The organism is Chloroflexia bacterium SDU3-3, from assembly GCA_009268125.1.
Lineage (GTDB): Bacteria > Chloroflexota > Chloroflexia > Chloroflexales > Roseiflexaceae > SDU3-3.
On the sequence record WBOU01000021.1, the window covers coordinates 81,551 to 96,170 of the forward strand.

The window sequence follows — 14,620 nt, forward strand, 5'->3', positions numbered from 1 at the left end:
CCGAACCACCAAAAGCCCACGCCGCGCGGCGTGGGCTTTTGGTGGAACACTGTTTGCTTTTCCTTCTAACAGCAACTGCGCCGCGCGGCGCTCAGAAAGGAAAGGCAAAACCATGGTCACTCCTCTGCTGATCACCCCCGACCCCAACGAGGCCTACCAGATCGCCAACCACCTGATGTCGATGGGCGTGCCCACCAACGACATCCAGGTCGCGCACTTCAGCCCCGCCAGCGACGAGCACACCCGCGTGGGCACCTTCAGCGACGAGGATGCCAAGGAGCAGCGCGTGGGCACCTTCGACGACGCCGATGCGCACGACCGCCCCAAAGGCAGCTACGACGATACCGAGCAGCACCAGCACACCCGCGAAGCCCCGCGCAAGGGCCGCTACGATGACACCGAGGGCGTGGAGAGCCTGCCGCACATCCATCGCTACACTAGCTACGACGCCTTTGTGGAGGCCATCCGGTCATCGGGCATCAAAAAGAGCGCGATCCCAGCCGATTCATCATCGGCCTGCACCGCGCTCTTCCTACCCGCCAAGGCCCCCTACCTCGCGCAGGTAGAATACATCTTCAGCGGCAAACAGCCGGGCATCTAGACAATACCCATGGCCCGAAACGCGCCATCAAGGTGCGCCAGCTCGCTGCTCAGCGCGGCGAGCAGGGGTTCGGCAACCGCCAGATCGCCCGCCTTGCCATGCTGCTCAAGCGTAGCCCACATCTGGGCAAAACGCTGCGCGCCAAGCGTGGCGCTATTGCCTTTCATCAAGTGGGCCACGCGCGCCACGGTGGCGGCGTCGCCCTGGGATGCCGCCACGCGGGCCTTACCGATGCTCTCCTGGGCCTGGGCCAGCATCGCATCCTTCATCTCGACCAGCACGGTATTGTCGATCTCGACCGCGCGCAGCTCGCTTATCACCTGCGGGTCAAGGGTAGGATCATCCAGTGGCGGGGCGGCGCTCTCCTGGGCAAGCCAGCGGGCCAGCACGGCAGAAAGCGCCTGGCTCTGCACCGGCTTCGAGAGATAGTCATCCATACCAGCCGCGATGCAGCGCTCGCGCTCGCCCTGCAGAGCATTGGCGGTAAGCGCGATGATCGGGATGCGACGCCCGTCCTCGCGTTGCCGGATCTCGGCGGTGGCCGTGAAGCCATCCATCTCGGGCATGTGGCAGTCCATCAGCACAAGGTTATAGGGGATCTGGCTCAGTGATATCAGGGCCTCTTTGCCATTGGCGGCCAGATCGACGCGGTAGCCCAGCCGCTCAAGCATGCGGGCGGTCACCTGCTGATTCACCGCATTATCTTCCACCACCAAGATCCGCGCATTGATCTGCGGCGGGGCCAGCACCACGGCGCTGGCGGCAGGGTCAGAAGATTGTGCGGGCTGCACTCCGAACGCCATAAGCAGGGCGTGGTAGAGCTGGCTTTGCCGCAGCGGCTTGTTCAGCTGTGCAGTGATGCCGGACAACGGCCCTGGCAGGCGCTTCCCATAGGGCACAACCAGCATAATGGGAACATCCCGCAGCAGCGCATCGTTCTTGATCGCGCGCGCGAGCGACATGCCGTTCATGCTCGATGCATCCACATCAATAGCCACAGCATCGTAGCCCGCGCCGCGCTGTAGCGCCTGGCGCAGCGTGGTGATCGCCGTAAGCATGCTGGAGCTGCCTGTCACTACCATGCCCCATGGCTCCAGCATGCGGCGGAAGAGGTTTTGCTCATGGGCATTGCCGCCCACCAGCAACAGCCGCTTGCCGCGCAGCTGCTGGTCTCTCAGGCTATGCTCAGCAGGCGCATCCGCACTGACCCCCAGGCGCAGCGAAAACGAGAACGTCGAGCCTTGGCCTACCTGGCTGGTAAGGCCCATCGATCCGCCCATCATTGCCACCAGCTGGTGGCAGATCGCCAGCCCCAGGCCAGTGCCGCCATACAGCCGCGTGGTCGAGCTATCGGCCTGCGTGAAGGGCTGAAACAGCTGGGACTGCACATCTTCCGATATACCGATGCCAGTATCTTCGATATCGATCTGCACCAGCACCCCCTGGGCATCGCGCTCGGCCAGATGCGCCTGGACAATAACCTCGCCATGGTTAGTAAACTTCAGCGCATTCCCGACCAAATTGACCAGCACCTGCCGAAAGCGCCCAGAGTCACCATACACCATGGTGGGAATGTCGGGGCCGACAATTGTGCCGATTGTGATCGACTTACGCTCCGCCAGATCGGCGAACATCTCGATCACGTCCTCCAGCACGCCGCGAAAGGGAAAGGACATCGGCTCAAGATCCAGCTTGCCAGCCTCGATCTTCGAAAAATCAAGAATATCATTGATGATGGTCATCAGCGACTCGCCCGAGCGCCGCACCGTATCGGCAAACTGGTGCTGCTCATCAGAAAGCTCGGTATCGAGCAGCAGGCCGGTCATACCAATGATCCCGTTCAGCGGCGTGCGGATCTCGTGGCTCATGGTGGCCAAAAAGGCCGATTTGGCCTTGGTGGCGGCCTCCGCCGATTCCTTGGCCCGCAGCAGCTCTAGGTAGGTCTGTTCGCGCTCGGCCTCAACCCTGCGCCGCTCGGCCAGCTCCTGCTGGACCTCGCTGTACAGCCGCGCGTTCTCCAGCGACTGGCTGATGGTCAGCGCCACCTTCTGGGCGATCGCGATCTCCTCGGGGGTGAAGGCACGCGACACGGGCGAGTCAAGGCCCAGCGTGCCGATCACCCTATCGCGAATGATGATCGGGATGATCAGCAGCGACACCGTGCCGCGCTGACGACCGATCTCGTGAAATCCGGTGGCGCGCGGGTCGGTCTGGGCATTCGTCAGCACCACCGGCTCTTTGGTGGTGATCACCTGAAGGCTGGCATCATTCCCGGCAAGCGGGATGCGTAGCCCCAGCGCCGAGACCCGGCCCGGCTCGCAGTACTCGGCGATCACCTGCAGCTCGGTGCCGTCGGCGCTCAGCGTGGTGCACGCCGACTGTGGCAGCCCCATCATGAGTGCCAGCTCCTCGCAGACGATCTGGAGGATCTGGTTGGGGTCGTGGGCCGAGGTGGCGGCGGTGCTCACACGATTGAGCAGCAGGGTCTCGCGCAGCTGCTGCTGCAGCGCCTGCTCCACCTGCTTGCGCTCAGTGATATCGCGGATGACCACGAGGCCGCCGGTGATGACCTGGTGCTCATTGCGCAGCGGCGAGTAGTGGCTCTCGAACAGTCGCTTGGATTGCTCGGCGGCGGCCAGCAGCGAGCGGTGCTCGCTGGTGCTGGTGCTGCCAAGCAGGGCCGCGCGCATCTGGCCTGCCTCAAGCGAGCCTTCAAGCCCAGAAAAGATATCCAGCAGCGACTTACCGATCACATGGGTCCGGCTCATGCCGGTGATACGCTGCATCTCAGGGTTCCAGACCTGGATGGCGTAGCGGTGGTCAAAGGCAAAGATCCCATCGATGCTGCTGTTGACCAGCTGCTCGTACACCGCCCGCATATTTGAGTAGGCGCTCCGCAGCTCCTGCGATGTCAGCTCAAGCGAGCGCTCAAGCATCGCACGGTCGGTGTCTGCCTGCAGGTAGCTGGCATTCACCGCATCGAGAAAGCCTGCCAGCTCTGGCGAGAGCGGGGCATCGCCAAGAAACCGCTTGATCTGTCGTTGAAGGAGCCTATGCATACCGTTATGTTCCGATCTGGCCGGATGCGCAGAGCTAAGGTGCCTCGGAAAGCAGCGTAATCGTCATGGTCTGGTTGTGCAGCGCGCAGTCGCCCGTGGCCTCAAGCAGCGAGATCTCGCCATACGAGTAGAACCCTGTGAGCACGGGCTGCGCACCCAGGGTCTCGCGCACGCCCTCGACCTCCTCTTCGATCCGCTGCTGCAGCACCAGCTTGCGCCCGACGCAGCTGATCAGCAGAGCTAGCTCGGCGGTGAAGTCGCCGATCCGCTGGACGCTGGAGGATGCCGCCCCGATCGCGCCATCGATCAGCCGGTCAAAGTTGGCGCGCATCAGCCGCGCGTACGCGCCCTCGGGGATGTCGCCGGCGAAGGTGATGCTCTGATCGGCCTCATTCACTGCGAGGATGGTGCGGACAATGCTCGGCTCGCCAGGGCCAGGCGAGATACTGAGCGGGAACAGCAGGCCGCTGGCTGGCAGATCGGCGGCGTGCTCGCCCAGATAGCGCTTGTAGAGGGCCAGGGCCGAGGTGCCATCCAGCTCGTAGAGCACATTGGCCTCGGCCCGCGTGACTAGGCGCTCGGGGCCGAAGGAGTCCCAGCCGCCCATGGAGCCATAGCCCACCTGCAGCTGCTGGCCATAGAGGCCCACCGCCACCACAATATCGGGCGAGGCGATCTCGTTGTACAGCACGCATGTCTGATTGAAGTGTGGCCCATCCGCAGACAGGCCGCCGGTGACCCGCACATGCGGCGGCAGGTTCTCGATCAGGCCGTGCACTAGCTCGCTGCCGTTGACATGCAGGCCCTCGGAGAAGACGAGGACGTGGGCGAGATCGTCGGGGGGCAGCTGCTGGGCCAGCTGGGCACCAGCATCGTGGCTCTGGCCCACATGTTCGATCGGGACCATGGCGCTGGCCACACGGGATGAGGAGAACTGGATGGCCGTGACCACCAGCGAGTCATCAAGCACCTGGGTGTCGTAGATCTCGCCAGCGGTCGAACAGCCCACCAGCGTGGCGGCGGGGTACCACGCGCGGATCTGCTGGCGCAGGCTGGGCTGCATCAGCAGCGCCCGCGAGCCAAACACTAGCACCAGCTGGGCCGTGTCGATCGTGCCTTCTGGAGGCAGTGGTACCCACCCTGATGCCGAATTCCAGTGCATCTGCTCAATATGCATAGCGACTCCTGGGTATGGCACTAGCAAGCTGCGCTGACCGCAGCAACTTGGTGTGTATTGTACGGGCGGGCACCAGCCAAGACATTATCGACATGACAACAATTGGGCAGCAAATCGCCGATGCTGCTAGCGCAGCGAGGGCGTGGGGCTGCTACTCGGAGTAGCGCTCCTCCTTCCACGGGTCGGCGTGGTTGTTGTAGCCGTAGCGCTCCCAGAAGCCGTAGCGATCCTCTTTTAGGATCTCGATACCGCGCAGCCACTTGGCGCTCTTCCAAAAATACTTGTGGGGCACCAGCGAGCGCAGCGGGTAGCCGTGCTCGGGGGTTAGCTCCTGCCCATCGTAGCGATAGGCCAGCATGGCGCCATCATCCATCATGAGGTCGATCGGCACATTGGCGGTGAAGCCCTGCTCGCAGTGGAACACTAGGAAGCGCGCATCGTCGCTGAGCGGCGGGATGTGCTTGAGCAGCTCTTTGAACTGCACGCCGGTCCAGGTGGTGTCCAGCTTCGACCAGCGGGTGACGCAGTGGATGTCGGTGGTGATCGTGGTAGTAGGCAGCGCGCGGAACTCGGCATACGAAAAGCGCTTGGGCTCGGCGATCTCGCCCCAGATCCGCAGATCCCAGGTCTCCTCTAGGTTGGTGTAGTGCGGCACATCACCATAGTGGAGGACGGGGAATTTCTCGGTCAGATACTGGCCGGGCGGGATGCGATCCTGCACCTCGGGGGTGGAGCGATCGAACTTCTTGCGGAATGAGTCAAACATCTCTCTCCCTTTCTCTTCTCGGGCGATGCGCCGACAGGATACCCTGCTTTTCCTGGGCAGACCGTGCAGAAATGATACCACCAAGCGTCCGCTCATGCTGAACGTTTCTGCCAAGACACCAAATCAGCCCAAGCGCAGATCCACCACACAGGCACGAACGCGAGAACGGCTTGGAGAGCCGCAGGCATGCCCGCTAGCCCAAGAGGCGCTGGCCGGATGTTTTGCAGGGCCATGGTACGATCGCGCTACATACAAGTTGACACGTATACGTGGCTCGCGTATGATGGCGGCTCTGAATGAATGGGCAGATCGAGCAGCGCTGAGCACCACGCACGACCCATGATCGACCGTGCCTCCTACCACCTCGCTGCGCGTGTTTGGAGCACCCCTACGCTATGCTGCAACTATCTGGAAGATCGGCGCTCGGCGCATGCTTTCTGGGGGTCTTTCTGATCGTCGGGGCGATCAGCATGGTGCCAGCGCCGCCTGCGGCGCGGGGCCACGACATGCTGGCGGCCAAGGCCGCGCCGCGCGACCCCATGGCCGAGGAGCGCAAGAAGCGCACCGCCACCCCTACCCCCACGCTCACGCCCACCGCCACGCCCACCCCGCTGCCCACCGCAACCGCCACGCCCACCCCGCTGCCCACCGACGCCCCGCCGCGCGCCGGCCTGGGCGACGCGATCGATACCTACCTGAACAATCTGGTGGCCGCCAAACGCTTCCATGGCGCGGTGCTGGTGGTGCACCGCGGCAGCGTGCTGCTGAGCCGTGGGTACGGGCCTGCCAATATCGACACCGGCGCAATGAACACGGCCAACACGCGGCTGCGGCTGGCATCGGTCACCAAACAGTTCACCGCCATGGCGGTGATGCAGCTGGTGGCCGCGGGCAAGCTGGGCGTGGATGACCCGCTGTGCAACTATATCAGCGACTGCCCGGAGCGCTGGCGTGCCATCACTATCAAGCACCTGCTGACCCACACCCACGGGCTGCCCAACTACACCGATTTCCCTAGCTACGAACAGACCCAGATGAACCCAACCACGCCCGAGCAGCTGCTGGAGAAACTGCGCGGTCAGTGGCCAGTAACCGAGCCGGGGTCAACCTACGCCTATGGCAACAGCGGCTACGTGCTGCTGGGGATCGTGATCGAGAAGGTGTCGGGCCAGCGCTACGGCGATTTCCTGCGCGACCACATTTTCACGCCGCTGGGCATGCACAACTCCGGCGTGAGCTACGAGCCCACGCCAGGCGAAAACTGGGCGCTGCCCTACCAGGGCTTCAGCTCGCTGGCCGCACCGCTGGACACCACCACGCTGTTCTCGGCGGGCGCGGTCTACTCCACCGCCGACGACATGTACCTGTGGGATCAGGCGCTCTACACCGAGCAGCTGCTGCCGCGCGCGCAGCTGGATGAGATGTTCACGCCCTACCTGAAGAGCTACGGCTACGGCTGGAAGATCGTGGATGACAGCGGGCACCTGCGCTACGGCCACTCGGGCGACATGGATGGGTGCAAGACGGTAGTGTGGCGCTACCCCGCCGACCGCAGCACGATCGTGGTGCTCTCGAATATGCACAGCGCCGACTCGGATGCGATCGCCGCGCGGATCGCGCGCATGCTCTTCCCTAAATAGGCCAAGCGCCACAAAAACGCCCGCCGCTCGACTAGGAGCTGGCGGGCGTTTTTTCATGGGCCAGAAAGCCCAGCCGCGCCGCCTGGGCCTGGGCGCGCAGGGCTAGCTCGCTGGCCAGGAATACGTGACCCTGGGGCATGGAGGTAGCGGTGCGGTCGCGGATGTCGGCCAGCAGCTGGCGGGCGAAGGGCAGCTCGACATCCTCGCAGGGCACGTAGCTGGTCTGCCGCGCGTCGCAGAGGAACAGGTGGCTGCCGCCGGGCCTCCCGGCGATGTCCACATACTTGCGCAGCTCGATATAGCCCTCGGTGCCGAGGATGACGAGGCGGCCATCGCCCCATGTGGGCAGCCCATCGGGCGTCAGCCAGTCGACGCGGATGTAGCCGGTGGCGCTGGGGCTGCGCAGCGTCATGTCGCCAAAATCTTCAAGCGTGGGCTGCTGGGGGTGGGCGTAGTTGGCCACCTGCGCGGCCACCACCTGCGCGCTGGTCGAGCCGGTGAAGAACAGGAACTGGTCGACCTGATGCGAGGCGATGTCGGCCAGGATGCCGCCCGCGCGCTCGGGCTGGAAGAACCACGCCGGGCGGCTGGCCAGGCCCAGGCGGTGCGGCCCCAGGCCAAGCGTCTGCACGACCTGGCCGATCGCCCCGGCCTGCACCAGCTGGCCCGCCCGCACGGTGGCGTGGTTGCCCAGGCGCTCGCTGAAGAACACCGAGTAGATGCGGCCCGTCTCGGCCTGGGCGCGGCGCACCTCCTCCAGCTGGGCCAGCGTGGTGGCCCCCGGCTTGGCCACCAGCACATCCTTACCGTGGCGCATGGCGGCCACGCTCAGCGCGGCGCGCTCGGCGGGGATGGCGGCGCTGGCCAGCAGCGCGATGGTCGGGTCTTCGAGGATTTCGGCAGCTGAACGAGCAAATCTCGCCTGCGGAAACGTGGCCAAAAACGAAGAGGCGAGATCTGGCTCCTCGGCAAAACATGCGACAAGCTGGGCACCGGCGGCCAGCAGGCTCTCGACCATGCTGTAGATGTGGCCGTGATTCAGGCCAATGGCGGCGAAACGCACGGGCGGGTGTAGGTTCATCGGCACCCTCGCTTTCAGAGGCGGCGCTGCATGGCCGCATCATACCACCTCGGCAAGCATACACGGCCAAAATGTCAATTATTTTGGCAGACAAATAATTCAGCCCCACCAGTCTTGACACGCGATTTTGTTTGTATTACTATTGAGATCGAAGCGTTTCGACTATGCGTTTCGATAGCGGGATGATCCGCACCAGTAGGCCATGAGCCGCCGTGGGGTACTGATGCCAACCATGCTTGATGTTGCCAAGCGAGCAGGCGTTTCTCTGAGTACGGTCTCGTATGCCCTCAACGGCACACGGCCCATCTCGCAGGAGACACGACAGCGCATCTTCACCGCCATGGAAGAGCTGGGCTACCGCCCGCACGTGCTGGCGCGCGGCCTGGCCAGCAAACGCAGCCGCATCCTCGCGCTGCTCTTCCCCATCCCCGAGCGCGGGCTGGGCGTCACCGAGCTTGAATTTGTCTCTGGCGCAACCGACGCGGCCATGGAGCAGGGCTACAACCTGGTGCTGTGGTCCTCGGTGATCTCCGACGCCGAGGGGCTGCGCCACTTGATGCAGCAGGGCCTCGTCGATGGCGTGATCATGATGGAGGTCCACCTCCACGACGAGCGGATCGAGCTGCTGCGGGCCAGCGAGCTGCCCTTCGTGCTGATCGGGCGCACCGACAACTCGCAGGGCATCAGCTATGTCGATGTCGACTTCGCCCAGGCGTGCAGCGACACCGTGCGCTACCTCTACGAGCTGGGCCACACCCAGATCGCCTTTCTCAACCAATCACAGACCGAATTCAACACCGGCTACGGCCCGGTGATCCGCGCCGAGGCCAGCTTCCAGCAGGCGGTGGCGCGCCACCAGATCGCTGGCTACATCCGGCGCTGCGCCGCCACCCCTGCGGCTGGCCACGCCGCGCTGAGCAGCCTGCTCGACGAGTGCCCCGATATCACCGCCATGGTCGCCATGAACGAGCGCGCCATCCCAGGCGTGCTGCAGGCCGTAGGCGAGCAGGGCTGGAAAGTCCCCGAACACTTCTCGCTTGTCTCGATCGTCTCCTCGGAGCGCGTGGCCGACATGAGCGTGCCGCCGCTGACGACGATGACCTCGCCAAGCGCCGAGATAGGCCGCCTGAGCGTGCTCCAGCTCATCCAGCAGCTGGACACGAAGGAGCTAGAGCCGCCCCAGATGGTCATCCCATGCCACCTGGATGTGCGAGGCAGCTCTGCGCCCCCGCCGCACGAGCGGCTGGCCAAAAGCCGCACCGTATCCTGAAGGGAGGGACCGCACCGCCGAAGAAGGAACCCATACGATCGTAGCTCTATCCCCAATTTCCGTCAGAGAATCGACGAAGCTCAACAAGGAGGATGAGATGTCTCGTACGTTTTCACGGTTTGGAATGGCGTTCTCAGCCAGCATCATGGCCTTCAGCATAGCCGCATGTGGCGGCGGCGCAGCCACCCAGCCAACCGCTGTGGCCCCCCAGCCGACCACGGCTGCGGCAGCCGAGCCGACCGCAGCCACAGCAGCCGAGCCGACCACGGCAGCAGCCGAGCCGACCGCAGCGGCCACCACGGGCGAGGGCCGCGTGCTGCGCCTGTGGCACTACGAGTCGCCGCAGGGCGCGATGGGCGCGGCCTGGGCCGAGGCCATCAAGCAGTTCGAGGCCAGCCACCCCGGCGTCAAGGTCGAGTTCGAGCAGAAGGGCTTCGAGCAGATCCGCCAGACCGCCAACATGGTGCTGAACTCCGACCAGGCCCCAGACGTGATGGAGTACAACAAGGGGAACGCCACCGCCGGCCTGCTGGCCTCGCAGGGCCTGCTGACCGACATGACCGATGAGGCGACCAAGCGCGGGTGGGATAAGATTCTCAGCCCCAGCCTTCAGACCACCAGCCTCTACGATGACAAAGGTGTGATGGGCTCGGGCAAGTGGTACGGCGTCACCAACTACGGCGAGTACGTGATGGTGTACTACAACAAGGCGATGTTCGAGAAGTACGGCGTCACCGTCCCCACCACCTTCGATGAGTTCGAGGCGGCGATGGACACCTTCGTGAAAGCCGGCGTGACCCCGCTGGCCGTGGGCGGCGCAGAGTACCCGGCCCAGCAGATTTTCTACACGCTGGCGCTGAGCAAGGCCAACCGCGACTTCGTGAACGCCTACGAGCTGTACCAGGGCGATGTGGACTTCAAGGGCCCCGAGTTCACCTACGGCGCCGAGCGCCTGGTGGACTGGGTGCAGAAGGGCTACATCAGCAAGGACGCGACGGGCATGAAGGCCGAGGACATGGGCGTGGCATTCGAGAACGGCACCTACCCCATGATGATCTCGGGCAGCTGGTGGTATGGCCGCTTCATGACCGAGATCAAGGGCTTCGAGTGGGGCACCTTCCTGTTCCCCGGCAACAAGCTGCACCCCGGCTCGGGTGGCAACCTGTGGGTGATCCCCGAGAACTCGAAGAACAAGGACCTGGCCTACGACTTCATCGAGATCACGCTGAAGCAGGACATCCAGACCATCCTTGGTAACGCCGGTGGCGTGCCGATCAACGCCGACGTGTCCAAGATCACCGACCCCAAGGTCAAGGAGCTGATCCAGAACTTCGACACGGTGGTGAAGAGCGACGGCCTGGCCTTCTACCCCGACTGGCCGGTGCCGGGCTACTACGACACCCTGGTGGCTGGCGTGCAGGAGCTGCTCTCGGGCGCGAAGGCCCCCGCCGAGGTGCTGGATGAGATCGCGATCCCGTACAAGGATAACAAGGACGCGATGGGTTCGTAACGCATGCGTGGGGGGCGGGCCATGCTCGCCCGCCCCCTTCGAACTGGCAGCGCTCGCTCCCCTGCCGTGCTGCCGCAGATACATCTACTCAACGCAGGGAACCGTGCAGTATGTTAGGCCGCAGGCGGCTGCGCACACATTTTTCGTCCACCATCGCGCACTGCTTGTAGAGAGGGGCTGCTCCGTGGCACGTAAGGCATCTACGCTGAATAAAGGCTACTGGCCATTTCTGGTGCCAGGCCTCATTCTTTTTATATTTATCATCATCCTGCCGCTGCTGATGAATATCGGCATCAGCTTCACCAACTGGAACGGCATCCGTAACCCCAAGTTTATCGGCTTCGAGAACTACATCCGGCTGTTTCAAGACAAGGCCTTCTGGGCCTCGTTCCGCAACAACCTGGCCATGATCGTCGCTATGACGATCGTCCCCACGATCGTCGGCCTGTTCCTGGCCACCTTCCTCTTCGACTACATCGCCCGCGTGTTCAAGCGCGGCAAGGGCATCACCAGCTTCTTCCGCGCGGGCTTCTACCTGCCGCAGATCTTGCCGGTGGCGATCGCCGGCGTGGTGTGGGGCTGGATCCTGCAGCCCGGCACCGGCGTGCTCAACTGGCTGCTCGACGGCCTGGCCAAGGCCACCAACACCACCTCGCTGGCCCACAACTGGCTGGGCGACGCTAGCACCGCGCTGGGCACCGTGATGGTGATCATGATCTGGTTCCAGATCGGCTACCCGCTGGTGATCTTCATGGCCGGGCTGCAGCGCGTGGACCCCGAGCTGCTGGAGGCGGCGTCGATCGACGGCGCGACCTGGCTGCAGCGCTTCTACTACATCACCATCCGCATCATCCAGCCCGAGATCTTTGTGGTGGTGCTCACCACCGTGATCGCGGCGCTCAAGGTCTTTGGCCCGATCTTTGTGCTCACCCGTGGCGGCCCTGGCAATGCGACCCTGGTGCCCTCCTACTTCGCCTACCAGAACTTCTTCGGCGGTACAAACCGCGTCGGCTATGGCGCATCTATCGCAACCATTATGACAATCATCATCGTTATCCTGACGATTGTCTTCATCAAGATGCAGTCGAAGGAGAACATTTAAGATGAATACAACACGACGCCTCTCGGGCGGCGTAAGTAAATATATTGCGCTGGCACTGCTGCTGCTGTTCCTGGCGGTGATGCTCTTCCCGTTCTACATCGTGACGATCAACTCCTTCAAAGAGCCGTCGGAATATGTGGCGGGCGGCCCGCTGAGCCTGCCCCACGGCTTCTATGTGCAGGGCATCATCGACTTCTGGAACCGCGTGGAGTTCGGCACCAAGCTGGCCAACAGCCTGCTGATCAGCCTCTCGGTGGCGGTGCTGGGCGTTGCGCTCTCGCTGCTCAACGCCTTCGCGCTGGGCATCGGCAGGGTGCGCGGGCGGATCATGATGCTGATCTTCTTCATGATCGCCAACACGCTGCCGCAGGAGTCGCTGGCCTACCCGATCTACTTCTTCGCCAAGGCCCTCAACATCTACGACACGCAGTTCTCGGTCATCCTGGTGTTCGCGGTCATCCAGAGCGCCTTCGGCACCTACCTGCTCTCGTCGGTGTTCAGCACGCTGCCGCGCGACATCGTGGAGGCGGCATATATCGACGGCTGCACCAAGCTGCAGCTGCTGCTGCGGATCATCCTGCCCAGCAACCTGCCCACGCTCTCGGTGCTGTTCACCTTCTTCTTCATCTGGACGTGGAACGAGTTCTTCCTGCCGCTCATCCTGCTGCTCTCGAACGCCAAGCAGACCGTGCCGCTGGCAATCGCCACGCTGCAGGGCCAGTACAACATGGACGCGACCATGTCGAGCGCATCGGCGCTGATGGGCATCCTTCCCTGCATCGTCTTCTTCATCCTGTTCCAGCGCACGCTCACCCGCGGCATCACCGCAGGCAGCGTGAAGTAGAGGCGCGCCATGAAATTTACCGATGGATTCTGGCTGCTGCGCGATGGGGTCCACCCCAACTACGCGGTGGAAGCCTATGATATAGCGGTGAGCGACAACACCCTGACGGTCTACGCGCCCGCCAAGCACGTGCCGGGGCGCGGCGACCGCCTGAACCACGCCATGCTGACGGTCGAGTTCTCCTCGCCTATGGAGGATGTGATCAAGGTGAAGATCACCCACTTCGCGGGCGTGCGCCAGAAAGCGCCAGAGTTCACGATCAACGACACGCACCCCAGCGTGAGCATCACCGACGAGGCCGAGGCGGCCACCTTCACCAGCGGGCGGCTCTCGGCGCGGGTGGCGCGCGGGCCGTGGAATGTGGACTTTGTGGGCGACGGCAGGGTGCTGACCACCAGCGGCTTCCGCGCGGCGGCGGCGATCGATGTGGACGGCCTGGGCCACTTTATGCGCGAGGAGCTGGCGCTGGATGTGGGCGAGAACGTCTACGGCCTGGGCGAGCGCTTCACCGCCTTTGTCAAGAACGGCCAGACCGTGGAGACCTGGAACCGCGACGGCGGCACCGGCAGCGAGCAGGCCTACAAGAATGTGCCCTTCTACATGACCAACAAGGGCTATGGCGTGTTCGTCAACCACCCCGAGCAGGTCGGCTTTGAGGTGGCGTCGGAGAAGGTGTCGCGGGTGCAGTTCAGCGTGGAGGGCCACACGCTGGAGTACTTCGTGATCTACGGGCCCACGCCCAAGGAGGTGCTGGGCCGCTACACCGCGCTCACGGGCCGCCCCGCGCTGCCCCCGGCCTGGTCGTTTGGCCTCTGGCTCACCACCTCGTTCACCACCAACTACGACGAGGCCACCGTCTCCTCCTTCATCGACGGCATGGCCGAGCGCCACCTCCCGCTCCACGTCTTCCACTTCGACTGCTTCTGGATGCGCGAGTTCAACTGGTGCGACTTCGTCTGGGACACCCGCATGTTCCCCGACCCCCAGGCCATGCTCCAGCGCCTCAAGGCCCGCGGCCTGCACATCTCGGCCTGGATCAACCCCTACATCGCCCAGCGCTCCCCGCTCTTCGCCGAGGGCGCGGCCAATGGCTACCTGATCAAGCGCGCCAACGGCGATGTCTGGCAGTGGGATCTCTGGCAGCCCGGCATGGCGATCGTCGACTTCACCAACCCCGCCGCCTGCGCCTGGTTCGCCGACAAGCTGCGCGGCCTGATGGCTATGGGCGTCGACACCTTCAAGACCGACTTCGGCGAGCGCATCCCCACCGACGCCGTGTACTTCGACGGCTCCGACCCGCAGAAGATGCACAACTACTACACCCAGCGCTACAACCAGGTGGTCTTCGACGTGCTAGAGGAAGGGCGCGGCAAGGGCGAGGCGGTGGTGTTCGCGCGCTCGGCCACGGCGGGCGGCCAGCAGTACCCGGTGCACTGGGGCGGCGACAACGACTCGACCTTCCCCTCCATGGCCGAGAGCCTGCGCGGCGGCCTCTCGCTGGGCCTCTCGGGCTTCGGCTTCTGGAGCCACGACATCGGCGGGTTCGAGGGCATGCCCAACACCGCGCTCT

At 64.0% G+C, this 14,620-nt stretch carries 12 protein-coding genes; 7 read left to right on the top strand and 5 right to left on the bottom strand.

The features are described 5' to 3' along the window. Positions 1-112: 112 nt before the first annotated feature. Positions 113-601: a hypothetical protein gene (locus F8S13_24860; protein KAB8140251.1), complete on the top strand. Its 489-nt coding sequence runs from the start codon at positions 113-115 to the stop codon at positions 599-601. Here F8S13_24860 and F8S13_24865 read toward each other — a convergent pair. The 4 genes from F8S13_24865 to F8S13_24880 form a co-directional block, all read right to left on the bottom strand. Beyond that, positions 598-3,660 (bottom strand): response regulator, encoded by a 3,063-nt coding sequence (locus tag F8S13_24865; protein ID KAB8140252.1) that lies wholly within the window; start codon positions 3,658-3,660, stop codon positions 598-600. The genes F8S13_24860 and F8S13_24865 overlap by 4 nt on opposite strands. Positions 3,661-3,694: 34 nt before the next feature. Next, positions 3,695-4,837, bottom strand: coding sequence for a hypothetical protein (locus tag F8S13_24870; protein KAB8140253.1), 1,143 nt, complete (start codon positions 4,835-4,837; stop codon positions 3,695-3,697). 151 nt (positions 4,838-4,988) lie between these two features. After that, a complete protein-coding gene (locus tag F8S13_24875; protein ID KAB8140254.1) occupies positions 4,989-5,603 on the bottom strand; it encodes a sulfite oxidase-like oxidoreductase in 615 nt (204 codons plus the stop codon). 388 nt (positions 5,604-5,991) lie between these two features. After that, a complete protein-coding gene (locus tag F8S13_24880) occupies positions 5,992-6,252 on the bottom strand; it encodes a hypothetical protein (protein ID KAB8140255.1) in 261 nt (86 codons plus the stop codon). Between F8S13_24880 and F8S13_24885 the strand changes: the two genes are divergently transcribed. Further along, positions 6,143-7,243 carry a beta-lactamase family protein gene (locus tag F8S13_24885; protein KAB8140256.1) on the top strand — a complete coding sequence of 367 codons (1,101 nt, stop codon included), beginning with the start codon at positions 6,143-6,145 and terminating at the stop codon, positions 7,241-7,243. The genes F8S13_24880 and F8S13_24885 overlap by 110 nt on opposite strands. 31 nt (positions 7,244-7,274) lie before the next feature. On the opposite strand, the gene F8S13_24890 is transcribed toward F8S13_24885, so the two are convergent. Continuing rightward, the gene (locus F8S13_24890) at positions 7,275-8,324 is read right to left on the bottom strand and encodes a Gfo/Idh/MocA family oxidoreductase (GenBank protein ID KAB8140257.1); all 1,050 of its coding nucleotides are present in this window, start codon (positions 8,322-8,324) and stop codon (positions 7,275-7,277) included. A gap of 202 nt (positions 8,325-8,526) precedes the next feature. On the opposite strand from F8S13_24890, the gene F8S13_24895 reads away from it, so the two are divergent. The 5 genes from F8S13_24895 to yicI form a co-directional block, all read left to right on the top strand. Beyond that, the gene (locus F8S13_24895; GenBank protein ID KAB8140258.1) at positions 8,527-9,594 is read left to right on the top strand and encodes a LacI family transcriptional regulator; all 1,068 of its coding nucleotides are present in this window, start codon (positions 8,527-8,529) and stop codon (positions 9,592-9,594) included. A 145-nt stretch (positions 9,595-9,739) separates the two neighbouring features. Further along, entirely contained in the window at positions 9,740-11,104 is a 1,365-nt protein-coding gene (locus F8S13_24900) for an extracellular solute-binding protein (GenBank protein KAB8140268.1), read from the top strand. Then, the gene (locus F8S13_24905) at positions 11,055-12,206 is read left to right on the top strand and encodes a sugar ABC transporter permease (GenBank protein KAB8140259.1); all 1,152 of its coding nucleotides are present in this window, start codon (positions 11,055-11,057) and stop codon (positions 12,204-12,206) included. The genes F8S13_24900 and F8S13_24905 overlap by 50 nt, the downstream gene beginning before the upstream one ends. Before the next feature lies 1 nt (position 12,207). Further along, positions 12,208-13,050, top strand: coding sequence for a carbohydrate ABC transporter permease (locus F8S13_24910; protein ID KAB8140260.1), 843 nt, complete (start codon positions 12,208-12,210; stop codon positions 13,048-13,050). Between the two features lie 9 nt (positions 13,051-13,059). Next, a partial coding sequence (gene yicI / locus F8S13_24915) for an alpha-xylosidase (GenBank protein ID KAB8140261.1) occupies positions 13,060-14,620 on the top strand: 1,561 nt, incomplete at its 3' end.